This window comes from Mycolicibacterium canariasense, assembly GCF_002101555.1.
Lineage (GTDB): Bacteria > Actinomycetota > Actinomycetes > Mycobacteriales > Mycobacteriaceae > Mycobacterium > Mycobacterium canariasense.
In genome coordinates, this window is the sequence record NZ_LQOL01000033.1 from 19172 (window position 1) to 42349 (window position 23178).

31 protein-coding genes are annotated in these 23178 nt (G+C 67.9%); 20 read left to right on the plus strand and 11 right to left on the minus strand.

Going from position 1 to position 23178, the window contains the following annotated elements; translation table 11 throughout:
- Nucleotides 1-32 precede the first annotated feature (32 nt).
- The 5 genes from AWB94_RS05675 to merA are packed head-to-tail and all read right to left on the minus strand — an operon-like array spanning nucleotide 33 to nucleotide 3882.
- The gene (locus AWB94_RS05675; RefSeq protein ID WP_048472691.1) at nucleotides 33-911 is read right to left on the minus strand and encodes a cytochrome c biogenesis CcdA family protein; all 879 of its coding nucleotides are present in this window, start codon (nucleotides 909-911) and stop codon (nucleotides 33-35) included.
- A 3-nt stretch (nucleotides 912-914) separates the two neighbouring features.
- Complete coding sequence (locus tag AWB94_RS05680; RefSeq protein WP_006246580.1) at nucleotides 915-1439, minus strand: TlpA family protein disulfide reductase; 525 nt, start codon at nucleotides 1437-1439, stop codon at nucleotides 915-917.
- Nucleotides 1436-1729 carry a mercuric ion transporter MerT gene (locus tag AWB94_RS05685; protein ID WP_006246581.1) on the minus strand — a complete coding sequence of 98 codons (294 nt, stop codon included), beginning with the start codon at nucleotides 1727-1729 and terminating at the stop codon, nucleotides 1436-1438. The genes AWB94_RS05680 and AWB94_RS05685 overlap by 4 nt, the downstream gene beginning before the upstream one ends.
- A 31-nt stretch (nucleotides 1730-1760) precedes the next feature.
- A complete protein-coding gene (gene merB, locus AWB94_RS05690; RefSeq protein WP_006246582.1) occupies nucleotides 1761-2420 on the minus strand; it encodes an organomercurial lyase MerB in 660 nt (219 codons plus the stop codon).
- Between the two features lie 37 nt (nucleotides 2421-2457).
- Nucleotides 2458-3882 (minus strand): mercury(II) reductase, encoded by a 1425-nt coding sequence (gene merA / locus AWB94_RS05695; protein ID WP_006246583.1) that lies wholly within the window; start codon nucleotides 3880-3882, stop codon nucleotides 2458-2460.
- Nucleotides 3883-3987: 105 nt separating this feature from the next.
- Here merA and AWB94_RS05700 point away from each other — a divergent pair, with 105 nt between their 5' ends.
- The 4 genes from AWB94_RS05700 (at nucleotide 3988) to AWB94_RS05715 (ending at nucleotide 5718) form a co-directional block, all read left to right on the plus strand.
- Nucleotides 3988-4377: a heavy metal-responsive transcriptional regulator gene (locus AWB94_RS05700; RefSeq protein ID WP_006246584.1), complete on the plus strand. Its 390-nt coding sequence runs from the start codon at nucleotides 3988-3990 to the stop codon at nucleotides 4375-4377.
- A gap of 95 nt (nucleotides 4378-4472) precedes the next feature.
- Nucleotides 4473-5198 carry a DNA adenine methylase gene (locus AWB94_RS05705; RefSeq protein ID WP_165605297.1) on the plus strand — a complete coding sequence of 242 codons (726 nt, stop codon included), beginning with the start codon at nucleotides 4473-4475 and terminating at the stop codon, nucleotides 5196-5198.
- A gap of 80 nt (nucleotides 5199-5278) precedes the next feature.
- A complete protein-coding gene (locus AWB94_RS05710) occupies nucleotides 5279-5482 on the plus strand; it encodes a hypothetical protein (protein WP_062656086.1) in 204 nt (67 codons plus the stop codon).
- Nucleotides 5482-5718, plus strand: coding sequence for a hypothetical protein (locus AWB94_RS05715; protein WP_062656085.1), 237 nt, complete (start codon nucleotides 5482-5484; stop codon nucleotides 5716-5718). Before AWB94_RS05710 ends, AWB94_RS05715 begins: the two co-directional genes overlap by 1 nt.
- A 203-nt stretch (nucleotides 5719-5921) precedes the next feature.
- Here AWB94_RS05715 and AWB94_RS05720 read toward each other — a convergent pair whose 3' ends face one another.
- Entirely contained in the window at nucleotides 5922-6866 is a 945-nt protein-coding gene (locus AWB94_RS05720) for a helix-turn-helix domain-containing protein (protein WP_062656084.1), read from the minus strand.
- 253 nt (nucleotides 6867-7119) lie between these two features.
- Between AWB94_RS05720 and AWB94_RS05725 the strand changes: the two genes are divergently transcribed.
- Nucleotides 7120-7362: a hypothetical protein gene (locus AWB94_RS05725; RefSeq protein WP_062656083.1), complete on the plus strand. Its 243-nt coding sequence runs from the start codon at nucleotides 7120-7122 to the stop codon at nucleotides 7360-7362.
- A gap of 239 nt (nucleotides 7363-7601) precedes the next feature.
- Here AWB94_RS05725 and AWB94_RS05730 read toward each other — a convergent pair whose 3' ends face one another.
- The 5 genes from AWB94_RS05730 to AWB94_RS05750 form a co-directional block, all read right to left on the minus strand.
- The gene (locus AWB94_RS05730) at nucleotides 7602-8183 is read right to left on the minus strand and encodes a hypothetical protein (protein ID WP_062656082.1); all 582 of its coding nucleotides are present in this window, start codon (nucleotides 8181-8183) and stop codon (nucleotides 7602-7604) included.
- 66 nt (nucleotides 8184-8249) lie between these two features.
- On the minus strand, nucleotides 8250-8843 hold the full coding sequence (locus tag AWB94_RS05735) for a hypothetical protein (RefSeq protein WP_131805249.1): 594 nt from the start codon (nucleotides 8841-8843) through the stop codon (nucleotides 8250-8252).
- Between the two features lie 74 nt (nucleotides 8844-8917).
- Nucleotides 8918-10207, minus strand: coding sequence for a WGR domain-containing protein (locus AWB94_RS05740; protein WP_062656080.1), 1290 nt, complete (start codon nucleotides 10205-10207; stop codon nucleotides 8918-8920).
- A 163-nt stretch (nucleotides 10208-10370) separates the two neighbouring features.
- Nucleotides 10371-10751: a hypothetical protein gene (locus AWB94_RS05745; RefSeq protein ID WP_062656079.1), complete on the minus strand. Its 381-nt coding sequence runs from the start codon at nucleotides 10749-10751 to the stop codon at nucleotides 10371-10373.
- 307 nt (nucleotides 10752-11058) lie between these two features.
- The gene (locus AWB94_RS05750; protein WP_062656078.1) at nucleotides 11059-11412 is read right to left on the minus strand and encodes a hypothetical protein; all 354 of its coding nucleotides are present in this window, start codon (nucleotides 11410-11412) and stop codon (nucleotides 11059-11061) included.
- 245 nt (nucleotides 11413-11657) lie between these two features.
- On the opposite strand from AWB94_RS05750, the gene AWB94_RS05755 reads away from it, so the two are divergent.
- The 15 genes from AWB94_RS05755 (at nucleotide 11658) to AWB94_RS05825 (ending at nucleotide 23177) form a co-directional block, all read left to right on the plus strand.
- Complete coding sequence (locus AWB94_RS05755; protein ID WP_131805248.1) at nucleotides 11658-13187, plus strand: hypothetical protein; 1530 nt, start codon at nucleotides 11658-11660, stop codon at nucleotides 13185-13187.
- Between the two features lie 96 nt (nucleotides 13188-13283).
- Nucleotides 13284-15317, plus strand: a complete 2034-nt coding sequence (locus AWB94_RS05760; protein ID WP_062656076.1) for a toprim domain-containing protein — start codon at nucleotides 13284-13286, stop codon at nucleotides 15315-15317.
- A gap of 15 nt (nucleotides 15318-15332) precedes the next feature.
- Entirely contained in the window at nucleotides 15333-17471 is a 2139-nt protein-coding gene (locus AWB94_RS05765) for a DNA gyrase subunit A (protein ID WP_062656075.1), read from the plus strand.
- A 24-nt stretch (nucleotides 17472-17495) separates the two neighbouring features.
- Nucleotides 17496-18269 carry a YdcF family protein gene (locus AWB94_RS05770; protein ID WP_131805247.1) on the plus strand — a complete coding sequence of 258 codons (774 nt, stop codon included), beginning with the start codon at nucleotides 17496-17498 and terminating at the stop codon, nucleotides 18267-18269.
- A gap of 137 nt (nucleotides 18270-18406) precedes the next feature.
- Nucleotides 18407-18700: a hypothetical protein gene (locus tag AWB94_RS05775; protein WP_062656073.1), complete on the plus strand. Its 294-nt coding sequence runs from the start codon at nucleotides 18407-18409 to the stop codon at nucleotides 18698-18700.
- A 1-nt stretch (nucleotide 18701) separates the two neighbouring features.
- Nucleotides 18702-18971: a hypothetical protein gene (locus AWB94_RS05780; protein WP_062656072.1), complete on the plus strand. Its 270-nt coding sequence runs from the start codon at nucleotides 18702-18704 to the stop codon at nucleotides 18969-18971.
- Nucleotides 18972-19092: 121 nt separating this feature from the next.
- Nucleotides 19093-19434 carry a hypothetical protein gene (locus tag AWB94_RS05785; RefSeq protein WP_062656071.1) on the plus strand — a complete coding sequence of 114 codons (342 nt, stop codon included), beginning with the start codon at nucleotides 19093-19095 and terminating at the stop codon, nucleotides 19432-19434.
- A gap of 2 nt (nucleotides 19435-19436) precedes the next feature.
- Nucleotides 19437-20291 (plus strand): hypothetical protein, encoded by an 855-nt coding sequence (locus tag AWB94_RS05790; RefSeq protein WP_062656175.1) that lies wholly within the window; start codon nucleotides 19437-19439, stop codon nucleotides 20289-20291.
- Nucleotides 20291-20599, plus strand: a complete 309-nt coding sequence (locus tag AWB94_RS05795; RefSeq protein ID WP_062656070.1) for a hypothetical protein — start codon at nucleotides 20291-20293, stop codon at nucleotides 20597-20599. Before AWB94_RS05790 ends, AWB94_RS05795 begins: the two co-directional genes overlap by 1 nt.
- On the plus strand, nucleotides 20596-21012 hold the full coding sequence (locus AWB94_RS05800; RefSeq protein ID WP_062656069.1) for a hypothetical protein: 417 nt from the start codon (nucleotides 20596-20598) through the stop codon (nucleotides 21010-21012). Before AWB94_RS05795 ends, AWB94_RS05800 begins: the two co-directional genes overlap by 4 nt.
- The gene (locus AWB94_RS05805; RefSeq protein WP_062656068.1) at nucleotides 21009-21527 is read left to right on the plus strand and encodes a hypothetical protein; all 519 of its coding nucleotides are present in this window, start codon (nucleotides 21009-21011) and stop codon (nucleotides 21525-21527) included. The genes AWB94_RS05800 and AWB94_RS05805 overlap by 4 nt, the downstream gene beginning before the upstream one ends.
- 2 nt (nucleotides 21528-21529) lie before the next feature.
- Nucleotides 21530-21883 carry a DUF6283 family protein gene (locus AWB94_RS05810; protein ID WP_062656067.1) on the plus strand — a complete coding sequence of 118 codons (354 nt, stop codon included), beginning with the start codon at nucleotides 21530-21532 and terminating at the stop codon, nucleotides 21881-21883.
- 21 nt (nucleotides 21884-21904) lie between these two features.
- Nucleotides 21905-22192 carry a hypothetical protein gene (locus tag AWB94_RS05815; protein WP_062656066.1) on the plus strand — a complete coding sequence of 96 codons (288 nt, stop codon included), beginning with the start codon at nucleotides 21905-21907 and terminating at the stop codon, nucleotides 22190-22192.
- Nucleotides 22193-22263: 71 nt separating this feature from the next.
- A complete protein-coding gene (locus AWB94_RS05820; RefSeq protein WP_062656065.1) occupies nucleotides 22264-22956 on the plus strand; it encodes a hypothetical protein in 693 nt (230 codons plus the stop codon).
- Nucleotides 22953-23177, plus strand: a complete 225-nt coding sequence (locus AWB94_RS05825; protein ID WP_036376526.1) for a hypothetical protein — start codon at nucleotides 22953-22955, stop codon at nucleotides 23175-23177. Before AWB94_RS05820 ends, AWB94_RS05825 begins: the two co-directional genes overlap by 4 nt.
- Nucleotide 23178: the final 1 nt, after the last annotated feature.

Consider the following 23178-nt stretch of genomic DNA (forward strand, 5'->3'; position numbering starts at 1 on the left):
TGTTTCGTGCGCACGCCGCACCCGGTGGGCTGTCACTGCGTGCTGTCCCGCGTGGTCATCGGGCGCCCCCGAAGGATCCGGCGGCGTCGCTGGAGAACCCCGAGCGCCAGCACTACCAGCGCAGACGCGGCAGCGAGCGCGCCGATGAGTGTCGCCCGTGTCTGGATCCAGCTGGAGACCACCGCGGAGACGTCAGTGAGTCCGCCACCACGGCCCGCGGCGACCGGGGCGTCGCTGGTGGCCGCCGGGTACCAGTACCAGGCCAGATAGGCGCCGGTGAGCAGCAGGACGACAGCGGTGACCCGTGGGCCATGGCGGGCCAATCGCGCGACGTGGCGGGTGAGTCCGCTGCCTGCCGCGGCGGTGGCCAGGGCGAGCAGCAGCAGGACGGTCGCCGAGCCAGCAGCGTAGACACCGAAGACGAGCAGGAGCCCGGCATAGCTGTAGGTGGCCTGCGCCTGCGCGATGACCGCGAGGATCACCCCGAACGTGCACGACAGCGAAGCCAGCGCGTAGCCGACCCCAAACGCAGCCATCCGGGCAGTGGGTGGGAGTCCCGCGGCTGCCCGGCCGGGGATCCGAGGCACCCGCACCGAGACCGAGCGTCCGGCTAGCATCCACAGGCCGAGAACCACCAGCAGGATGCCGACGGCCAGGCCAAGCGACGGCGCGGCGCGAATCAGCCCTCGGGCGCCGGCGCTGACTACCAGGCCAGCTGCCGCGAGGGTGCCGGCGAACCCCACCGCCAACACGAGACCGGCCCGCAGCGCCCGCAGCAGCCGCACCGGGACCGTTGAGGCATCGGTGTCGCCGAGGGTGTGGGTGATCCAGGCCGGGAGTAGCGCGAACCCGCACGGGTTCACGGGCGCGACCATGCCGGCCGCGAAGGCGAGGGTGAGCAGTCCGCCCATGGGTCAGGCTCCGGCCTTTGCCAGTTCGGCGGTGATCGTCGCGGCGTCGGGGTCGGTGGCGCGGAAGGTCACCGTGCCGTCGGCGTCGACGACGATCAGGGTGGACAGAGCGGCCACCTCGAATCGCCGGGAGAGTGCCGCGCCATCGTCGATTGCGGCCGGTACGTGTTCGGCGTCGACGGACTCCATGAAGTCGCCGATCAGGGCCTTGGATTCGCCGGGGTCCATGTCGACGGCGAGGAAGCTTGCCACGGTGCCGGCGTTCTCGGCGGTGGTGGCGGCCTCGCCGAGGGACCGGACGCCGTTGACGCATTCGCCGCACCCGACGGAGAAGAAGAACACCGCGGTGGGCTTCCCGTTGGCGGGCAGGCTGATCTGCTGGCCATCGACGCTGGTCACGGTGGCGGGTGAACCGGAACCGGCGGTCGCGGGGTCGGCACTGTTGCCGCAGGCGGTCAGGGTCAGCGATCCGGCGGCGAGTACGGCGGCGATCGAGAGCGCGGCGTGGTGGCGGCGGGTGATTCTCATCGGTTCTGCTCGTCCTTCGGGTCGACGTTTTCGTTGGTGGGCATGGGCGGGCAGCAGCCGTGGCCGGCGGTGCCGCCGCCGCGGCGGGAGATGGCAATCAGCGCGAGGATCGCCAGGGCGATCCCGGCGCCGATGACCCACGGGTTGCGGAGGAACGCGCCGATACCGGCGATCGCGCCACCGGCGATGAGGATGGGGAGCAAGGCGCAACAGGCGACCATGAGCAGCGCGGCGCCGGCTCCGAGGAGCAGGCCGCTGCCTCCCGGGCGATCGTCGTGGTTGGACATCATCGGTGTTCTCATTCCCTTCAGTGGGTATGGGTCAGCAGCAGCTGTGGCTGTCGTCGGCCGCGGCGGGCGCCTGGAGGCGGTTGAGCAGGCCGGTGGCGAGGGCGGCCCCGATCCGGCACGCCTCGGCCACCGGGACCACCTCCGCGCCGGGGTGCTCGGCCAGCCAGCCCGCGGCGTCCTCGGGGGAGGTGAAGTAGTGCACCTGGTTGCAGAAGGAGGAACGGATCGAGGTGATCTGCTCCGGGTTCACCAGCGACACCACCGCGGTGGGCGGATCGACGCTGGTTGCACCTTCTGTGGGGTCGACGTTGACCCGAACCGGCTCGCCGCTGACCGGGGAGGCCGACTCCACCTTTGCCGGGCGGTCCAGCAGGGCGGGGAAGATCAGCGTGTCCAGCGCACACCAGGTGTAGAGCTCCTCACCGGCCACGGTGAACCGGTGCGGGGTGGGGCGCAGGGTGAGGCCCTGGCCGATGATCCGGCCCTGATCGTCGTACTCGGTGTCCGGCACCGCCGCGAGACCGCGCCGTACGTCATCGAGGGTGCGGCTCGCAGCCGCGGCGAGTTGCTCGACGGTGACGGGGTCGCCGTCGACGAGCAGCCGCAGCAGCGGGATCAGCAGGCCGGCGTCAAGGCCGGTCTCCTCGGGTCGGGTGAGTCGTTGGGGCAGTTGGGTGCTGAGGTCCGACATCGCGGATGCCTCCTTCGTTGAGTGGGGTGGGTGCGGGTCAGGCGCAGCAGGAGAGCTTGGAGACGTCGGTGGTGAAGGCCTTCGCGACGATCCGGATGCCCTCGGTCATGGTCAGGTAAGGCGCCCAGGCGTCGGCGACCTCGGCGATGGTCTTGCCGATGATGTGGACGCCCGCGGCGGCCAGTTCGCCGGCGTCCTTGGCGACCGCGGTCAGGCCGAGGATCTCGCCGGTGTCGGCGTTGGCGACCATCTTGATGAAGCCGCGGGTGTCCCGGTTGACCAGCGTTCGCGGCACGTATTCCAGCGGGAGCACCCGGCAGTCGCAGCGGATCCCGGCCGCGAGGACTTGGGCCTCAGTCATCCCGACTGCGCCGATCGCGGGACTGGTGAACGTGACCCGGGGCAGCCGCATGTAGTCCACCGACCGCTCGGCGTCGGTGAAGGCGTTCTCGGCGACCACGGTGCCGTGGTGGGCGGCGACATAGACGAACTCGGGGTGCCCGGTCACGTCACCGGCCGCCCAGATCCGCGGGTTGGAGGACTGCAGCTGGTCGGTGACCACGATCTCGCCGACCTCGCCAGTCTTCACCTCGACCGCGTCGAGGTTGAGCCCGTCGGTCACCGGTCGGCGGCCGAGAGCGACCAGAACCTCGTCGGCGCGGAACTCCTGCGCGCCACCGGAGACGTCCGCGGTCACCACCACCTGGCCGGTGGCGGCGTCGCGGGTCACGCGGGTCGGGACCGCTCGGCGGACCACCCGGATGCCCTCATCGGCGAAGACCTCCTGCAGCGCCTTGGAGACCTCCGACTCCTCCTTCGACGCGAGCCGGGACCGAACCAGCAGGGTCACCGTCGACCCGAGCCGGGCGAACAGCTGCGCCTGCTCCAGGGCCACGTAGCCACCACCGAGCACCAGCAGCGAGTCGGGGACCTCGGTCAACTCCATCGCCGTAGTCGAGGTCAGGTACCCGGCCTCCTCCAACCCTTGGATCGGCGGGGCCCAGGGACGGGACCCGGTGGCCACCAGGTACTGCGCTGCCTCGATGGTCTCGACGCTGCCATCCGCCGCGGCGACCTCGAGCAGGGGCGAATCCGGAGTGCCGGCGAACGCGGCGTTGCCGCGGCGGACCTGCCAACCGTAGGAGTCGGCGACGTCGACGTACTTCTCACCCCGCAGGGCCTCGACGAGATCCTGCTTTCCGCCGATCAGGGCCGGCATGTCCACCGCGCCCGCGACGCTGGCGATGCCCGGGAACCGGGTCGGCGCGTCCGCGGCCACGTGCCGGGCCTCCGCGGCTGCGATCAGTGCCTTCGACGGCACGCAGCCGGTGTTCACACACGTGCCGCCGAACGTGCCACGCTCGACCATCACCACCGACTTGCCCAGAGAGGTCGCACGAATGGCCGCCGCGAACGCACCGCCGCCGGATCCGATGATCGCGAGGTCGTACCTGGTCTGCATCCCGATTCCTCCCAGAACTGTTGGGAAACGCTCCTGATGCAGCGATACTGGACCTTCCAGTAAAGGGGAAGGTCAAGCGAGACCTGCGACACGATGGAGGCCGGGATGCGGATCGGAGAACTCGCCGAGGCGGCAGGCACGACCACCAAGACTCTGCGGTTCTACGAAGAGCAAGGGCTGCTGCCCCCGGCCGAACGCACACCGGCCGGCTACCGCGACTACACCCCCGACGCGGTCAGCCGGATCGACTTCGTCCACCGCGGCCAAGCGGCCGGGCTCACCCTCGCCCAGATCAAGCAGATCCTCGACATCCGCGACCACGGCCAAGCTCCCTGCGGCCACGTACGTGACCTGCTGGACGCGCGCCTTGCCGACATCGACGCGCAGATCGCCGACCTCACAACACTTCGCGACAACGTGGCTGCGCTCCGCGACGATGCAGCCCTCCCAGAGCCCGAAACCTGTAGCCCCGATCAGGTCTGCAGATACCTATAGCCCTCGCCACTCGGCAGTGACCACCGAGACCAAGGGCGTGATTAGCCGGTGCCAGGTGGGTCCCAGTCAGGCCGTCATCGTGGTCCCAGATCGGGTTGACACAGCCAGTCGCGGAGTTCGGCCAGCACAGCCACTACGTCGAGCCCTATCTCGGGTCTGGAGCGGTGTTCTTCACCAAGCCACCGTCGCTACACGAGGTTTTGAACGACATCGATGGGGAGGTGGTCAATTTCTGGCGAGTGCTGCGCGAACGCACCGAGGATCTGTGCTGGGCGCTGGAGACCACGCCGTGGTCGCGCACCGAGTACGAGGCCTCCACAGCGGCCGCTGATGCTCCGGTAGAAGCAGCGCGGCGGTTCGCGGTGCGGACCTGGCAGGCCCATGCCGCTGTCCGCTCGAAGGTGACCGGATGGCGCAACCGCGGTCCGGCGCAGGCTCGGGCAGGGATGTCGCAGCGATGGCGCAAGGTTCCCGCGCAGCTGCAGGCCGTCGCTGCTCGCCTGGCCGACGCTGAGATCGAGAACCGTGACGCGCTGGAGGTCATCGAGCGGTTCAACCGCCCTGATGTGCTGCTTTACGTCGACCCGCCATACCTGCGCCAGACACGCACCGCGAAGCTCTATGCCCACGAAACCGATAACGCCCATCACGAGCAGCTGTTGGCGCAGCTGCGAGAGCATCGCGGCGCCGTCATTCTCAGCGGGTACGCGAGCACCCTGTACGACACTGCGCTCGGAGATTGGGAGCGGATCACGCTGCGGGCGCCGAGAGTCGAGAAGGCCGCGGCTCGCGACGAGGTGCTGTGGGTGAAACGCAGCTGAGCATTCGCGCCGCGCACCGGATCCGACGCCTCGGACTGGCACCGTCACGGAACCGAACCCCCGTCTGTGAGGAGCCAGCAGTGGTCGATGTGTTCACGTTGAAGGTCGGCGACAGAATCCGTGAGGTCGGTAAGGAGCATGTGCTCACCGTGTCGCGGATCGACCCACCGGGGTCGGCCGGCCGGGCGCACCGCCACGGCCCGAGCATCAGCGCCCATATCCGACCCGGCGGCTACGGCACCTCGCTCGACGCCGAGACCGCGGACCGTTTCGAGAACGCCTGATGTCGCACCCGACCTACGACGAGGCGCTGACCTCACTGCGGCGGATAGGGGCGGCGCACGCTGACACCGCGGGTCAGATCGCAGGGCTGTGCTCCTCGACCCTGCAAATCACGTGCGGGGCACTGTCGCCCAAGCTGGTCTATGAGGGAGCGATGAAGCGGGGGCTCACCGTCAAAGAGTTCGCGACGATGATGTCGACCGACCCGCACGCCGTGTCCGAGTTGCAGTGGCTGTGAGCGCCACGGGTCGTGTCACGCCCCCTTGCTTGGCTGACCTGACCCACGGACAAACACCCGCGGTGCATGACCACCAGCCGGTGAGGCCCACGGTGATTCACCGGCTGGTGCGCGCGTCAGTGCCCCGGTGCAGTCGCCCTGCATGGTGCACCGGCGCGGTTCATCGTCCGGTTGCCCTGGTGCATCGGGGCAACCGGGGCGAGTCAGACGGAACAGTCCTGATTCACTTCCCGCGCGGCGCGGATGATGCGCTGCACCGTGCTGTAAGACAGACCGACCTCCGCAGCCACCGGCCGGCTCGATGCACCAGAGGCTGCGCGCACCAGCACCAGGTGCACCGCTTCCAGTGGTGCAGTGGTGCGCCCCATCTCGATCAACTGATGCGCGATCTGCAGAGCCCCGTCAGCACCCAGAATCGCCGCGTCGACCGATTCATCAGTAGCTGACGCGCGCACCATCTGCGGTGCACCGGGTGAATCACCGCTGGTCAGCGTGGTTGCACCGCGGGTCGATGCCGAGTTTCCGTGGTGCATGGCTGCAGCCGGCGCACCAGCTGATGCGCCACCTGGCAGCTGTGCCGGCGCACCCGGTGCAGCCAGTGACGCACCGTTGACACCCGCTGGGGCGCCCAGCGCAGCTGGACTTGGTTCACCGGTGCGCACCGCTGATGCACGGGTCGACTCCTGTGCGTCACGGTGCGCGTCATCGGCCTGCACCGGTGCAAGGGTCGGTTCATCGGTGCGAGCGAGCACCACCAGACCCAACGTCGCCACCGCGATGAGCCCGTCGAGAATCAGTGGGAAGAGCGCTGCATCAGCGCGGCTGTATCCGTACTGCACCGCCAGTGCTCGCTGCGCCTCGAAGCTGAGTCGGAACGCCGCGGTGGTGATCGCAGCGACCGCCACCAGGAAGCACCAGTAGACGATCCCTCTGGTGGTGATGCGCGACCACATGCCCGTGAGGTGGGTCAGGCTCAGCAGCGCCAACGGCGGCAGAGCCGCTGCGATTACCGGTCCGCCGGCCTGGAGCACCCCGTGGTGCATGGCGGCCTGGGCGATGTTCCCCGAAATGCTCGCGGCTGTGGCGCACACCAGGATCGTCCACAACAGCCTTTTGGTCCGGCGGCGGTGGGACACCTCGGGATCCATGGCACTCTCCTTCCCACCCGTCTCACCGAGTGCAGTTGGGACCAAAGTTCCACATCCGCGCGAGAGAGTCCGCTGCACGCGCCGACCTGTCACGTCCTTCACCGTGTCGGCCCAGGAATGCTCATTGGAGCGCGTCACGGGAGGGTGCCGCGGTGCCCGCTCTGTCCGCGTGTCCCCGCGCCGCCGACGTCCGGGCGGCGGGTCTCACCGCATCCTGTGCACTCCCCGACGGAAACCGACCAGGAGTGCAGCAGTGGGCGAACGCTACGAACGCAACGACATCCCCGACCTGTCAGCGATAGGCGGACAGTGGGACCCGCGAGAGCCCCGCAACCACGGTGGCGACTACGTAGTGCCGCGCAGATTGGTCGCCGTGCTGCCTGGCCGGAACTGGCCCAACACTCCCGAACAATGCACGGCTGGGCACCTCGACACAGAATGGATCCACGACGGGCAAGTGCTGCTGTGCACCGGCTGCGGCATCGACGCGACCTGATCGTGAGCCATGCCCGGTGCGACAACTGCCAGTTCAGTTGCGACGAAACGCAGCTTAACGACGTCCGCGACCACAGCTTGCGTGTCGATACTGACGGACCCGAGCCGGCCGGCGAGTGCCCGCGGTGCGGCGCCCTGGCCTACACCGACTGATGGCTCCCGGTCGGTGCGGACCCGGCAGCTGCGGGTTCTGGAACCCCGCGGTGAGTCCGCAGGTCCGTGCGTCGTCAGGTTTGAGCCCTAACCGATGACATGGGCAGCGGCCCATGCGCCGTCGCGGGTGCGGGCTTCGCACACCGCGCCGGTCTCGTCGAAGCCGAGAAACAGCAGCCCCGCCTGATCATCCTCATCTGCTGCGATGACGCTGCTGCGGCGGCCGTCACCGGTGACAGCCGAATCGTCAAGCACGGTGTAGATGCATCCGAGGTGCGCAATCCGGGAACCCGCCAGCCCGATCTTCCGCGGCGGAGGCGGAGGTGGCGGCGGCGGTGGGGGTTGCGGCGTGGCGGGGGCAGATGCCGGCGCGGTCCTCGCGCGCTTGATCAGCCATCCGGAGGCACCGAGTGCCACGGCTATGAACGGGGCGGCCTTGCCCCACGAGTCACGGTCGCCATCGACGAGCTTCTGCAGAAATGACTGATTCTCGTGGCGCTCATACTTCGCACGCTGCGACCGGCACAGCTGCGAAGCGGCGTCGGTCGCCCCGCTGATGGCATAACACTGCGGGTCTTTCGGCGACGGCGTGCAACCCGCAAGGCACAGCAGTGCCGCTCCCGCAGCGATCACAGCGGCGATCCGCAGCGGTAGCAGCACGGTGCTCATGAGCGCGAACGCTACCGCGACCTGTCCACGTCAGCCGCAGGGTGTCACGTCCCGACCGGCTCCGAATCAGGCAACGACGATATGCGCAGCTGCCCACGGCTCAGCGCCGGTGGCCGCCTCAAAGATGCGGCCGTTGGTGTCGAACCCGACGAACAGCAGTCCGACCCGACCGTGGGCGTCGAGGGCCGTCACCGCGGCCCGACCTCCGAAGCGACGTGCCGGATCCATTGCTGGCGCGCTGTCATCGAGCACGGTGAACTGTTCTCCGCGCAGGGTGACGTGTGTGCCGACCAGCGGCAGCAGCGGGCGCGGCGCGGGGCCGTCGTCGGTGCGCGCAAACCCGGCCGTGGGATGCCGCTCATCGCCACTGCTGCCGTGGCGCCCGGCAATCAGACCGAAGAGGCCGACACCAAGCAGAGCTGCGCCGAACAGCGTTTTGGACGCTGCGATCCACTCGTCGCGATCACCATCGAGCAGCTTCTGCGCCGTCGAGCGGTTCATGGCTTCGACGTAATCGGCATGCGCGAGCCGGCACGGTAGCTCCGCGTAGTCCGCGATACCGGGCGTGGGCTCGCACATCGGCCGCTGGGGCGCGGACGTGCAGCCTGACAGGCACAGCACGACGAACCCTGCACCGACCGCGGCGGTCAACCGCGCCAAGAGCGGCCTCGTTGCTTTCATGGCGGCGCACGGTACCCATCAACTACGCCGACGACCGACGACGACGCGGGCGCTCAGCGGAACTCGCACAGGTGGGTGAGCCGGATCTGCTCGGTGTTCCACACGACCATCTCGTTGTTGCGCACCCCGCAGTGCCCGCCGCGGACGAACAGCGAGTCGAAGCCGCGGCCCTTGTCGTCCTTACCCGTACGGGAGCGGGACACCAACGCAGAGCCGGAAAGGGTGGTTTCAGAGCGGCATTCGCGCCCCATCACCACATCGGCCAGGAACATCATCGGGTGTCCGGCCCCTGCTCGGCTGCGCTGACCGGGGGCGCAGCCGATCGCGTAGTTCAGACTTTTGGTCGACTGGTCCGAGAAGTAGACGCCGTCACCGAACATGCGCCCGGTGGTGTTGTAGGCGCCGGCAGTCGAGGGCGGGCAGATCAGGCCGGTACGCAGGATGGAGAGCACGTTTCCGGCGGTGGTGCCGTGCCAGAGGACGCGGCTGTGCTTGAGCGCGGCCTTACGTGCATCCCAGGCCGGTTTCTGCTCATCGCGCAGTTCCCACACCCGGTGCAGCGTCAGCCGGTTGGCATCGTGCATGGCGTTGCGTGACTTCTCGAAGCGCGCGGCGATCTCGGCGAAACCGGGTTCGCCCTTGTTGATCTCTACCATGCTGTGCCGGAAGTGAATCGGCTGCGCGTCGGCGGCTGTGTTCGTGGTGGTCGCCGACATGGTGACTGCCGACTCAAGGGCGTCGAGCAGGTCATCCTGGTCGCGGCACCAGCTGCGTGTGACCCAGTCTGTGGCCCGCACGCTGGCGATCTTCTGCGGGATGAGCGTCAGATAGCTCTCCACGGCTGGGCGGTCGTAACCCTTGCGCAGGGTGGCCAGTTCGCGCCGGGCGCGGGCGATCTGGGCCAGCGAGACGGGTCCGAGCGCGGTGGTCACTGCACCGGTGTCGGACACCGCGATCCGGCCGCCGGTGGCGGTGTCGATGGCGTGGCGGTTGGCGCCGATCAGGTGGGAGACCAGATCTGCCGACCCACCCGCCACTCCGAGCAGCGCAGCTGTCACCAGCTTGTGCAGGTCAGGGCGGTTGGTGGGAGCAGCTGTACCGGCGCGATCGCTGGTGCCGAACTCGACGTAGCCTTTGGCCAACTTCTCGTTCCGCTTAGCGGTGAAGCTGTGGTGGCCGGGGTAGACCCGAGACTGGGCTCCAGCACCGACGCGCCCCCATCGAGCCAACGTGTTGCCATCGGGCAGCTTGGACAGCTCGTAGAACTTGTTGTGGTTGACCCGGGCATCGACCTGAATGAGCATCACTGTTTCCAGTGCGTTTGCCGGTGCTGGGGTGGTCATTTCAGCGGTCTCCTTGCTGCCGTCGATTCTCTGTTTTAGAGAATACAACAGAGGGGTGACAACCTCCATCGACGCCCACTGGGGACCGGAACTGCTCACATCACAACATCATTCGAAACACGGCAATCGAACGGGTGGGCGCGACGCCCACTCCCCCGTCGCGTCAACCGACAGGAAGACCCACTCGCGCGCCGGTCAGCTCCAGCACATCCTCGAGCGCCGACGCAGCGGAACGGATCAGCTCTGCGCGCGTATCAGTGGGGCCGTCGCTTCGCGCCAGGGCATCGATACGCCCTTTCGTCTCCTGCACTGCCATCCCCGCCAACCGCAGCGCAGCGGCAGTGTTGGCCCCGCCCACCTTCGCCACTGGCCGGACGCTGCGGGCGTGCAACCACTCCTGCACATCGGCGTCCAATACCGCCAGCACGCCGGTCGCGGCACCGTTGCGCGGAGCGTCGGCGTTCTTGGCGTCGAGCAGCTCGGCCAACTCGATCAGCCGGCGGCCATCGGCCACCGGCCAGTTGCCGTCTATCACCTCTCCCACTCCGGCCGGTTGAGCCGGATCAGGAGAGACAACCGCGAGCCCCGGAAGCACGGCGGCGCCAGGCACATGCGCTTCGCCCGCGCAGCCTGTGAGGCATACCAGAACTGCGGCGATCGCCCATCCCGTGCACGTCGCCTGCCATCGGCTGCTCATCACGCAAACCCCCCGGAGTGTTCGTTCCTCAGAAATTTCGGCACGTAGGCCACCGCGTAACCGCGGCGTGTAGCTGGTCCGCCTGGGCGCCACACGCTGCGGGTCCGGTCAGCAGCGGAGGTGAAGCGTAGACCGGCCCGGCGACAGGCCGATGCTAGAACGTGAAGTCATAGAACTCATCACGGGCGCCAATCATGAGCACAGCACCTTTGCGCATCGGTTCGCCTTTACGCACCCAATTACCGTTGCGGCGCAGCGTGTAGATGTCGCTCCGCGCGTCAGGATCGGGGGTGTATTCGTAGCGCTGGCCGCCGTCGGTCGGACCGCCACCGTCCACTCGGCGGGCGAGGTCGCGCTGGACGCCCACCTCCTGGCCGTCCCCCGATACCGACACCACCGTTGCGGCATGGCGATCGGTCCAGCTCAGCATCGTCGCTCCGATGCCGACTTCGGGGCGATGACTGCGCGAACCAGCGGCGACCAGGTTACTCAGGCTTCCGAACTGCATACTTACTCCCCCGTAGAATTCTCTATTTTAGAGACTGTCACACCGGCGAGCGGTACACAACACGCCGAAGAGCGCCGCACCGCTGAGCAACGTTGACGCCGACCCTCCGCGCTACCGTGCGCCGGAGGGGACCGTTCCCCGCCTACATCACCTCACCGACGGAGGAGAAGCCCATGTGCCGCATCGGAGGCCGCCGCTGCCCACGACACCGATCCGCCCAGCGTGACCGTGAACGCCGAGTCGCCATGCGGACCTACCGCGCCGATGTCAGCGCTGCTGCTGCTGCTGCCGAAGTAGCTGGACCACACACGCTCGAAGTGATTGCCACGGCGCCCACCTCGGCGCTGGCCGCTTTGGCCACCGAACTGGGGCTGAACCCGCACACCATCTCCACTGTGTCCCCCGCGGCCCGTGTGAATCACGACATCGCCACGACACTGCGCGCGTTCACCGCTGCGCGCAAGGCCGACCTCGCCGAATCCGCTGCGACCGTGGCCGCGACTGTCACGTCCTCGACTACGGGAAGTTTGCCAGTGCGGGTGCCGGCCCCCGGACAGGAGCCGTCGGTCGCCGTGCTGGCCAAGGTCGAGCTGGACACGTTCGCCGCACCCAACCTGGCCGCGCAGATCAACGGTGCCGGCGGACCGCATGCCAGCGCAGACGAACTCGACGCCGTCGATGCCGAGGTCGCCGACAAGCGTCGGCACTACACCGGCCTGTGCGTCGCCGCGGCCCGTGCTCAGCGCCGCGATGTCGACCCCGACGAGCTGCAGAGCTGGCGCGACCACGAGGCGGCCGCGCTCGCCGAAGCCGAAGGCCCTGGCCAGTCAACATCGCAGTCAACCTCGCGCTCAAAGTCACGCTCAAAACCCCGATCACATGTCGACTTCCGCACCGTCGACGGCGATGAACTCTCCCTGCCACTGAGCAACGTGCGTGAAGTAACCGCCGCCTACGGCCGTCTCACAGGCACCACCGACATCGGAGCGACCCACTTCGCCGACCCGGACGCCGCCGATGCTGCAACGGCTTTCGCCGCTCACCTCGGAAACTGCTACACCCCCGCCGAGGCGATCGGCGCCGACAACTGGAACAGCTATCTCACTCGCGCCAAAGGGGACATCGAAACAGCACGTCACGCGGTCGCTGAGGATGCTCTCGAACTGTCGGAATCCGCCGCGCTGAGCTATCTCACTCGGCTTCCCAGTGATGATCCGAAACATCGCCCACTCGAGTACCGCAACTCCCGCGGCCTGGACAAGGTGTGTTCCCCTGATCTGGCACACCGCATCGAGGTGGTCGCCAACGGCTGGATGGCCGACACCGGCGCGGCGTGGGCGGAGTTGCCGGCCGCAGACCCCGGGCCCCGCCGGATTCTGATGGACACACTGCTCGAACCGCGCCACATCATCACCGGCGACCCGTTCGATCACTACGACCTTCCCACAGGCGTCCCCGGATCGGGCGGCGTCTACGGCCCCGAACAAGGTGCCGTCGAAGAGATCTCACGCGGGGTGCGCGAGCTGCGCAACAGCTCTGCACCGGTCGCCGAGGCCGTCGCCGATGCCATCTGCGAAGCCGCTCACCGCACGCGGGAGTTGCCGTCCGGGACGCTGGCCCAGCGCACCGAGCGGCAGTGGCGGCTGGTGGAGCTGGCCGAGGCCGCCGAGCGGATGGCACTGGACCCGGACAACATCAAAGACGTGACAGTGGTGCCGTTCGACGACCCCAACCAGATGGCGCTCTTCGATGGCGACGCCCAGGGCGCGGCATGACCGGCGTGTCCTCGCGGCGCAGGCTGCCCGGCACCAGCACGACTGGCATGGTGCCCACCACCGCTGACACACGTTGACTGGGAAGGACTACCGCAGGTGAGCTACACCGCCTCCGACATCACCGAACTCGACGACGTACAGCACACGCGGCTGCGCCCGGCGGTGAACCTCGGCCTCGACGCCCTCAACACCGCGCTGCGCGAGCTGGTCGACAACGCCATCGAAGAGGTCTCCGTGCCGAGCCATGGCGGATCGACGGTGACAATCACCCTGCACGCTGACGGCTCGGTAACCGTCGCCGATGACGGTCGCGGGCTGCCTGTCGATTCCGACCCGGTCACAGGAAAGAACGGCATCGTCAAGACCCTCGGCACCGCTCGGGCCGGCGGCAAGTTCTCTGCTCATGCCGACGCGGCGGCCACCGGCGCTGGCCTCAACGGCATCGGTGCCGCAGCTGCGGTGTTCATCTCCAAGCGCGCGGATGTGACCGTACACCGCGACGGAAAGGTGTATCTACAGAGCTTCGGCGGCGGCTACCCTGGTGTGTTTTCGGGCACCGGTTTCGACCCGGACGCCGATTTCCTGCGTGTCGATACCCAGAAGTTGCGCGGCAGCGGAACCGCGGAACACACCGGCCACGGAACCGCGGTGCGCATCCTGTTCGACACGGCAGTCGCGCCGGACTGCTCCATCGACATCGCCGAGGTGTTGCTGCGGGCCCACGCCGCGGCGCGCATGTCCCCCGGTGTGCGCTTGCGCGTCCTCGACGCAGGCTGGCCGCTGGGCGAGATTCCGCAGGCGCTCGTCGCACCGTTCGATGGCCCGTGGGGCACCGATGCGCTGCTGGACCTCATGTGCACCGCGTCAGGCGGCGTGCGGCCCGATCCCCGCATGACGATCGAGGGACGCGGCGACTATACGACCGGTCGCGGGTCGACACCGTTCCGGTGGTCGTTGACCGCCGGTCCCACCGAGCCGCCCGTCGTGTCCGCCTTCTGCAACACCGTGCGCACCGCCAACGGCGGCTCACACCTGTCAGCAGCCGTGAAGGGAATCTCCGAAGGGCTGGCCGACCGCGCGTCGCGCATACGCGACCTCGGTCTGGCCAAAGGCGAAGACGGCCCCGAAGCGCAGGATTTCGTCGCGGTCACATCACTGGCCGTGGACACCCGCGCCCCCGACGTGGCCTGGGATTCGCAGGCCAAGACTGCCGTTTCGTCGCGCTCGCTGAATCTGGCCATGGCGCCCGATGTTGCCCGCGCCGTAGCGGTGTGGGCGGCCAATCCCGCCAACATGCCGGCCATCACGGTGTGGGCGAAGATGGCATTGGAGGTCGCCCGCGCACGCCGCAGCGCCGAAGGCGCCAAGGCCCGATCCCGCGCCGCATCGAAAGCCAAGGGGCTGGGCACCAACCTGTCATTGCCGGCCAAGCTGCTGCCCAGCCGCGAAAGCGGTCGCGGCAGCGGCGCCGAACTGTTCATCTGCGAGGGCGACTCCGCACTCGGCACCGTCAAAGCTGCGCGTGACGCCACGTTCCAGGCGGCGTTCCCGTTGAAAGGCAAGCCGCCCAACACGTTCGGCTGGACTGCGGCCAAGGCGCGCAGCAAAGACGAGTTCGACGCGATCGAGCGAATTCTCGGCTGCGGGGTGCGCGATCGCTGCGATCCCGAGGAGTGCCGCTATGACCGCATCCTGTTCGCCTCCGACGCCGATCCCGACGGCGGCAACATCAACTCCAGCTTGATCTCGATGTTCCTGGACTTCTACCGGCCACTGGTGGCCGCCGGCATGGTGTACGTGACGATGCCGCCGCTGTTCGTGGTCTCCGACGGAACCCGCCGCATCTACTGCCAGGACGAAGCCGAACGTGATGAAGCCGTGGCCGCACTGCGCACAACGTCCAGGGGCAAAGTCGAAGTGCAGCGCAACAAAGGCCTGGGCGAGATGAACGCCGACGACTTCTGGAACACCGTGCTGGACCCCACACAGCGCAGCGTCATCCGCATCCACCCCGACGCCACGGCTGCGGACCTGCACCACGTGCTGTTCGGAGGACCGCCGGAAGGCCGCCGCGACTGGATGGCGGCAGCAGCGGCCCGGATCGACACCGCCGCACTGGATCTCGACTAAGGAGCCGTCACAACCGTGAGCACCACACTTGAGCAGAACCCGGATCTGGTCCACGACCAGTCAGCCGAGGACTACTGGAACCGCTACCAGCTCAGTTTCGCGCTGTACAGCGTCAGCGACCGCGCGATCCCCTCGGCCTACGACGGCCTCAAGCCTGGCCAGCGCCGACTGCTGTACCAGATGTTCTCCTCGAACCTGTTGCCCGGAAACAAGCCTCAGAAGTCATCGAAAGTCTGCTCCGCTGTCACCGGCAACCTTCACCCGCATGGCGGTGCGGCGATGTACGGCGCAGCGGCGCTGCTGGCCGCAGAGTTTCAGCGCGTCAAGATCATCGACGGACAGGGCGCATTCCCGCGCATTCAGGGCGACATTCCCGCGGCCGACCGCTACACCGAGATGCGGCTGTCAGCCGCCGGCGCGGCACTGACTGCGGAATTGTCCGACCATGCGGTGCCGATGGTGTCGACGTTCGACGGCGAATGGACCGAGCCCGTGGTCCTGCCGGCACGTTTCCCGGTGCTGCTGTGCAACGGCGCGGTAGGCATTGCCGAAGGCTGGGCGACCAAGGTTCCGGCACACAATCCGCGGCAGGTGATGGCCGCGTGCCGGGCACTGCTGGCCGACCCGGACCTCTCCGATGACGCGCTGATGGAACTCCTGCCGGGCCCCGACTGGGGCTGCGGAGCCTCGGTGGTCGGCTCGACGGGCCTGCGGGAGTACGTGACCACTGGACGCGGCTCATTCACCGTGCGCGGATCCCTGACCGTGGAGGGCCGCAATGTGGTGATCACCGAACTGCCGCCGGGCGTGGCCAGCTCCACCGTGCAGGAACGCATCCGCGCACTCGTCGACAGTGGCGAGCTGCCCGGCGTGGCGGACCTGTCAGATCTGACCGACCGGCGCAACGGCCTGCGGATCGTCGTCAGCGCCAAGCGGGGACATGACCCGGCCGACGTGGCGACTGCGCTGCTGTCACTCACACCGCTGGAGTCAACGTTCGCCGCGAGCCTGGTTGCGCTCGACGAGAACCGGGTGCCGCGGTGGTGGTCCGTGCGCGAGCTGGTGGCGTCATTCCTGTCGCTGCGCGACTCGGTGGTGGTGCGCCGGAGCGAGCACCGCCTGGAGAAGGTCGCCGCGCGCCGGCATGTGGTGGCCGGCCTGTTGTCGGTGCACGTCGACATCGACGCGGCAGTGGCGGTCATCCGCGGATCCGACACTGTCGACGCCGCTCGCGATGGGCTGTGCGCGCGGTTCGGCATCGATTCCGGACAGGCCGATCACGTGCTGGCGATGCAGCTGCGGCGCCTGACCAGGCTCGACGTTCTGGAGTTGCAGACCGAGGCCGACCGGCTCGCGGCTGAGGCAGCGCGGTTGGAGCTGCTGGTGTCCTCCCCTGTGGCGCGTCGCGCCGTCATCGACGCTGAACTCGTCGAGACCGCGAAGTTGTTCGATGGGCCTGAGTTCGATCGACGAACCCGTCTCGAGTTCGATGCGGTGCCGGTCTCCGGTCACAGCGGCGACGAGGACGGCCCCCGCGAACGCAAGCTCAACCCGAACTGGCGTCTCGATGACCGAGGTGTCTTCTCCGACAGCCACGGCGATCTTCTCAGCGGCGGCACCGGGTGGGCCGTGTGGTCAGATGGCCGAGTCAAGTTCACGACGGGCGCCGGCCTGCCGACCAAGATCCGCGACATGCCGGTGGCCCCGGACATCACCGGGCTGCTGTGCTCGGGGGTGCTGCCCGAGGGGGTGCATCTGGCGCTGGTCACCCGGTACGGCAAGGTGCTGCGGATCGACCCGGGGACGGTGAATTCCCAGGGTGCGGCAGGTAATGGCGTGGCGGGGATGCGGCTGAGCGCCGAGGATGTCGACGACGCGGTGATCGCCGCACTGCCGATCCGCGACTCGGCTGGCGCGGCGCTGCTGTCGACTTCGGAGAAGGGCTGGAAAGTCACTGCGTGCACTGACATCCCGGTGAAAGGCCGCGGCGGGGGCGGAGTGGGTTTCCATCCGTTCGTCTCCGGGGAAAAGACCTTGGTCTCGGTGCAGGTTTCGGCCGCCGGGTTCGTCCGCGATGGAAAGGCGGTACGCGCCCAGCCCCGCGCCAAGGCGACCGTGAAGGGAGTCCCTACCGGTGTCGAACCCGCGAACTGACGAGTATCCCGGCGGGAGAGTGACGTGACCCGCGCAGGTAGCGGCGGCCGCATTCGCCCAATTCTCGGCCCTCGCCGGGGATTGGCCGCCGCGGTGCTCTCGATGGCGGTGCTGCTGGCCGCCGCACCGACGGCGCACGCGGAGTCTACGATCGCTGCGCTCACCGATGAGGCGTTCGCGTTGCAGGCCGCCGGCGACTCGATCGGCGCCCAGGCCGCCGTAGACCAGCTTCCGGTCGAGCATGCACGCCGCACCGCCGCGGTGATGGGTGATGTCGCGCAGGCGCTGAGCTTCCCGCTCACCGACCGGGTTCCGGTGGGCATCGCGCCGGGGTCCGTGGTCGTCGTGCTCGGGTTCGGACTGCTCGATGACGGCGGTCTGCGCCCCATCTTGGTCGAGCGACTGGAGAAAGGCCTGGCAGTCGCCGCCGCTTACCCGCACATGCCGGTGGTGGTCTCCGGCGGCAATCCCCGCGGCGGGCGGACCGAGGCCGAAGCGATGGCAGCCTGGCTCATCGACCGCGGCCTAGATCCTCTACGGATACACCAGGAGTCGACCTCGGTGTCCACGGCCACGAACGCATTGCAGACCGCCGAGCTGCTTCGCATCGCCGGTCTGGGCTCCGGTGCGGTGCTGGTTACCTCGTCGAATCACCTACGCCGCTCGGTCGCGGATTTTCTCACCGCGGGGATCACGCTGCAGGCGGTGCTGGCTGCTGATGGCGCTGCCCATGGACCGCCGAGCCCGCAGGAGCTGTCGGGAATCTACGCGGATGCCCGTTCGGTGGCGGGGATCTAGCACCCGGTTCGCCCCTGTCGGCTCGTCACGCTATTCTCTATTTTAGAGATTAAGGAGTCGGGATGATCACGGATCGAACTCGTCTCGCCGTATCCGGCGACCTGAGCACCAACGGCGTCCGTACAGACTTGGGCGCAGTGACCACCGACGCGCTGTTCCACCCGCAGAAGCCGTACCGCAACGGAATCGTCGTCTACGCCAAGTCCGTCTGGGGCGGGAACGGTTTCGGCAACGACATCGCGCGTGTGGCCGTGCGAGACGGCAAGGTTGTCGCGGTCTACGAGTCAGCATTGACCCACCAGATCGCTCGGGTGGCCGGACACGGAGACATCATCTCCGACGGACAGTTCTACGGCCACGGCGCCAACCGCCGCAGGGTCGTGACGACCACGGCCCTAAACAAGTGGATCGCCGCGGTGAAAGGACTCTGACATGGACGCACAGACCTGGATCTTGGAGATCCACCACCGCCACGGCAGCGACATCTCGGCACACACCAGCGAAGCGCGCGCACAGGCCACACTGACGGCCTATGTGGACCAGTGGTGGGCCGAAGTCGCCGGCGGCGAGTACGACGATGACGGCCACACGCTCGTCGTTCCTGCTGACCCGCCGGCCGACGCGGACAAAGCAGTGGCGATCTACTTCGGCACACACCCCGGCGAGTGGTTCGACCTGCACGAGAATGTGCTTGTGGGATGAACCCGCCTTGCCGCCGATGCGGACATCTGGGCAGGTGCCGAATGTGCCTGGCAGATCCTGAATTCGAGTTCGACTCCGTCTCCGACCCGGCCGACAACCACCCCGCCGAGAGGCAGTAAACATGTCCAGCCCGTTCTACGACGAAGCCGCATTCGACGCGGCGTGGCACCGGGGAGTCCAGCTCGCCGGACCTCGGTACTTCTACGCCTCACACCACAGCGGCGAGCGCACGTCGAAGTGGAACTTCTGTCCGAACTTCGACCGCATCAGCGACGCCCTGGGCGTGCTGTCGACCGGCGAGGCGGTGTTCCTGGCCGCCATGTACAGCTTCTACAACGCCGACGACGGCGCCGCGATGCTGACGCGCCTCGGTGCCGACAGTCCGGGCGCGGTGGCCGCCGCGCTCGATGAGAAGCGCCGACGCATCATCGCGGATCTGACCATGTGCTACGCGGGGTGGTGAACATGGCTGTCGCCTTGCGGCTGTCCAACGACAAGACCCTGGTACCCGTGCGGCTCGCCGCCGGTGAGTCTGTTCGGGAGTCAGCCACCGTGCACGCCGCGAGCGGCTTCGTAGTGCTGGAGGCCGGGTCCACAGGCTTCACCGTGGCCGGCCCGGCACGCACCGAGACGACGCGGACCCTGTTGCGCTTCGAGCGCATCACTGCTGTCGTCGAACTGCCCGCCATCGTTGACACCGAGCAGCAGATGGCCCGACTGCGGGCCCAATGGGAGAACGTCGATGCGTTCTACCGCCGAGTCGAGGACAGCAACCGCACCACGCACACCCCGGAAACGGTCTATGACCTGGCGCAGATGCGCATCCTCGGCGTCGACACCGACGACATCCCGGCAACCGCTGCGGGATGGGCGCCGGCCCCGGACTACCTCGGCATCCTGTCCCCGCTGTCGGCCCTGGTCCCCGGAACGCTCAGTGGCGTACCGGATCTGGTCGCTGGCCAACTCGACATTCCCGGTGTCCGCGTGCAGGTGCACAAACCCGCGTGGAGTGCCACGGAGACCACCCTGCTCGTCAACTTCTCGGTCCCTTTCGCCGATGCGCGCACGAAGCTGGTGAAGAAGGATCCGCTCAACAACCGGCGCAACGCCAAGCGCATCCCGGTTCCCGACACGAAGTATGTGCAGCTGTCCGAGCAGGTTCCGGTGGTGCTGACCGCGCAGACACTGGCCCAGGCCCACGAGCAGGTCGAGCAGATCGCCCAGAGCATCCGAGCCCGCATCGCTGAGCCGGCAGCCGTGTGCAACCACTGCGCGGGCGCGGGACTGGTCCTCGCCAATGGCGTGCGGGAGAGACACTGATGGCCACCCTCGCGCAGGCCCGCCGCTTCATCGCCGAGCACGGCGTGTGGCTCAACGCGATCGGTGACACCACCGGGGGCTGGACAGCGGTGGCCCGCGAATACACCACTTTCAAGCACAGCAACGTGTACTTCACGATCACCGTCGTCGACCCCGACGGCGGGCTGTGGCAGTACCTGGTCGGTGAATCCACCTACGACGGAGTCGAAGTCAGTGGTGACCCTTACCCTGTCACCGCTGTGACCCAAACCAAGAACGTAGTCACCTTCACACCCCGTCTCGTCCCCCGAACCCAGGAGAGCACATGACCGACCGCATCGGATTCACCGGAACCCGCAACGGGATGTCAGCTGCCCAGCACGCCTGGCTGCCTTCGGTCTTCTCGCCGGGCACACTGCTGCATCACGGCGGGTGTGTCGGCGCGGACGCGCAGATGCACGCGTTCGCATTTGAGCGGACTCCAGACACTGACGCCGTGACGGTACATCCGCCGATCAATCCGCGCCTGCGCATGCCGTATGACCCGCGGGCGCTGTGGCTGCCGGCCAAGGACTACCTGGACCGTGACCGCGACATCGTCGATGCATCCACGTTGCTGCTGGCCACACCCGACGGTCCCCGCCGCAGCGGATCGGGCACCTGGTACACCATCGACTACGCCGTATCGATCAAGCGCCCGGTGCTGGTGTGCTACCCCGACGGCAAGGTTGATCCGCTGTGAGCGGCCATGTGCTGGTGATCGGTCTTGACGACCACCGGCCCGGGCCGGTACATCCGGAACAGCACATCTTCCCCGAGCATCCCGACGAGCGCGACTACACGATTGTGTGCACTGATCCGCAGCGCTGCGAAGGCTGGACCGCATGCCCTGAGCCACACGAGTTCGACGGCATCTCGGCGGCGTGCGGCCCGCACAGCTGCGACTGCCCAGACGGTCACCCGAACTGTCTCGGCGAGGGACCCGGCGAGGGCGGAAACCGGCCGCGCCCACCATGGTTCGACCAGGAGGAGTTCGACTTTCACGGCGTCACCCATACCTGGCGCAACGGGTGGGGATGGACGGTCCCCTACCGCGGCTGCATCGTCGCCGGAATTGATGCGGAGTGGCCCGAGCAGATCGAACAGACACCGATCGGAGCCTGGGAGATCGACGAAGAGTGGGTTGACGAATCTGACTGCTATCTGAGTTTCACCACCGCGCCGCCCACCGCGGTGGATCTCGCCACGGTGGTCTGACGGTGGCCGAAGCAGCGTCCGAGATTCCACACCGGCAGCAGCCGTGTGCCAACTGTCCTTGGCGCCGCGACTCCCCCGCCGGCGAGTTCACATCTCAGCGCTACGAACAGCTGCGCTCAACGGTGGGGCGGCCGGGCGCGGAAGCCGGTCTCGACGCGCCGATCTTCGCCTGCCACAAGACGGTCCCCGGCCGCGACCGTGCCTGCGCCGGCTGGCTGGCGGTAGCCGGCTCCACACATCTGGGAGTGCGCCTGGCAGTGGCGATGGGCCGGTTGCCTGCCACGTCGCTGGCCCAGGGCCCGGACTGGCCCGAACTGTTCAGCAGCTTCGACGAGATGGCGGAAAGGAACCGGTAGTGCATCGCTACCGTCTAGGTCATGCAGCTGCGGCACATCTGTGAGGTCTGTGGCACCGACGCGGTGCTGGACTGCGAGGCTGCGCACGCCGCTGGCTGGGACTACCCGCCACATATGGGGGCGTTCACCATCGTCAGCGCCCGCACCTGTCCGAATTGTCCGATCCAGCAGACTGTCTGGTGGGCACTGGTAATTGACGGATTCACCACAGACATGTTGACCGACGCCCAGCGCACAACTGTCGCACGCATCCTCGGCGAACCTGCCTCGATCGCGGTGCCTGAAACAGGCGACGAAAACGGGACGTGACACTGCCCCGCCGACAGCGCCGTGCGCGCCGCGCGAGCCCACCGTCAACGCAGACGTCTACCGTGCCGCCCATGAACCTGACTCGCCGCTTCATCCGTCCGGTCGCTTCGCTGTCGCTGGCTGCAGCGGCACTGCTCAGCTCGGTGTCCACCGCCGCTGCAGATCCCGGCGACCTGGCCCCCACCGACGCCCCATTCAGCGTCATCGACACCGCTGCGCTGCCGCTGAATGACACTGCACGGTGGGAAACCGTGCTCGGCCACGACAGCAGCGCTGAAACCCTGCGCGGAATCACGATCTGCTCGATCAACCATGTCCCCGCCCCTGTGGACTTGGACCCGCGGTCACGGGCCGCCACACCGGCGTTCACCGCGCAGCTGCGGCCCGGGGGCGATCCGCGGGGATGGGCGGCCACCGTCTCGGCTGCCGGCTACAACGGTGTCGCCGAGGCCAGTTACGCGCTGGCGTCCTACCGCCGCTACCTGGACGCCTGCCGGACTGCGCCGGAGACAGTCGCCCCGTACGTCAACGCCGCTGTCGGAACGTCCGTGCTGGACCCGACCGAGGCGCACGCCCTGATCGAGACCCACGACGCATGGATGGAGGTGTTCGCCGTGGCCACCAACGATGCACTGGTCGAGACGGTCTTCACCCACCCCAAGGGCGGCCCGATCGAGTTCACCTACAACCCAGCGGCGGTGTTCGGAGCGCTCAAGATGGCCGATGTCGGCGCGCTGGCCCGGCCGGCCGTCAACCCGCTGTGAGCCTGCGGTTCACCGTCGGTGACCTTGTGGAGGTCGCCGACGAGTTGTGGAACCGCGCCGCGATCCGCGTGGTGGGCATCTCCGGCGGCGACGAACCGTACGTGCTGCAGCAGATCGACTCAGATACCGGCGCAGCGATCGGTGTTCAGTTCACCGCTTCCGACAGCGCGTTGATCCCTGCGCGGGCCGATGTGCTTGCCGAGTACAAGTACCTGAGTTGAG

Excerpts from the sequence above, each read along its gene's own strand:
- AWB94_RS05675 (WP_048472691.1), bottom strand. The coding sequence starts at position 911 with ATGGGCGGACTGCTCACCCTCGCCTTCGCGGCCGGCATGGTCGCGCCC.
- AWB94_RS05680 (WP_006246580.1), bottom strand. The coding sequence starts at position 1,439 with ATGAGAATCACCCGCCGCCACCACGCCGCGCTCTCGATCGCCGCCGTA.
- AWB94_RS05685 (WP_006246581.1), bottom strand. The coding sequence starts at position 1,729 with ATGATGTCCAACCACGACGATCGCCCGGGAGGCAGCGGCCTGCTCCTC.
- merB (WP_006246582.1), bottom strand. The coding sequence starts at position 2,420 with ATGTCGGACCTCAGCACCCAACTGCCCCAACGACTCACCCGACCCGAG.
- merA (WP_006246583.1), bottom strand. The coding sequence starts at position 3,882 with ATGCAGACCAGGTACGACCTCGCGATCATCGGATCCGGCGGCGGTGCG.
- AWB94_RS05700 (WP_006246584.1), top strand. The coding sequence starts at position 3,988 with ATGCGGATCGGAGAACTCGCCGAGGCGGCAGGCACGACCACCAAGACT.
- AWB94_RS05715 (WP_062656085.1), top strand. The coding sequence starts at position 5,482 with ATGTCGCACCCGACCTACGACGAGGCGCTGACCTCACTGCGGCGGATA.
- AWB94_RS05720 (WP_062656084.1), bottom strand. The coding sequence starts at position 6,866 with ATGGATCCCGAGGTGTCCCACCGCCGCCGGACCAAAAGGCTGTTGTGG.
- AWB94_RS05730 (WP_062656082.1), bottom strand. The coding sequence starts at position 8,183 with ATGAGCACCGTGCTGCTACCGCTGCGGATCGCCGCTGTGATCGCTGCG.
- AWB94_RS05740 (WP_062656080.1), bottom strand. The coding sequence starts at position 10,207 with ATGACCACCCCAGCACCGGCAAACGCACTGGAAACAGTGATGCTCATT.
- AWB94_RS05750 (WP_062656078.1), bottom strand. The coding sequence starts at position 11,412 with ATGCAGTTCGGAAGCCTGAGTAACCTGGTCGCCGCTGGTTCGCGCAGT.
- AWB94_RS05755 (WP_131805248.1), top strand. The coding sequence starts at position 11,658 with ATGCGGACCTACCGCGCCGATGTCAGCGCTGCTGCTGCTGCTGCCGAA.
- AWB94_RS05780 (WP_062656072.1), top strand. The coding sequence starts at position 18,702 with ATGGACGCACAGACCTGGATCTTGGAGATCCACCACCGCCACGGCAGC.
- AWB94_RS05785 (WP_062656071.1), top strand. The coding sequence starts at position 19,093 with ATGTCCAGCCCGTTCTACGACGAAGCCGCATTCGACGCGGCGTGGCAC.
- AWB94_RS05790 (WP_062656175.1), top strand. The coding sequence starts at position 19,437 with ATGGCTGTCGCCTTGCGGCTGTCCAACGACAAGACCCTGGTACCCGTG.
- AWB94_RS05795 (WP_062656070.1), top strand. The coding sequence starts at position 20,291 with ATGGCCACCCTCGCGCAGGCCCGCCGCTTCATCGCCGAGCACGGCGTG.
- AWB94_RS05800 (WP_062656069.1), top strand. The coding sequence starts at position 20,596 with ATGACCGACCGCATCGGATTCACCGGAACCCGCAACGGGATGTCAGCT.
- AWB94_RS05815 (WP_062656066.1), top strand. The coding sequence starts at position 21,905 with ATGCAGCTGCGGCACATCTGTGAGGTCTGTGGCACCGACGCGGTGCTG.
- AWB94_RS05820 (WP_062656065.1), top strand. The coding sequence starts at position 22,264 with ATGAACCTGACTCGCCGCTTCATCCGTCCGGTCGCTTCGCTGTCGCTG.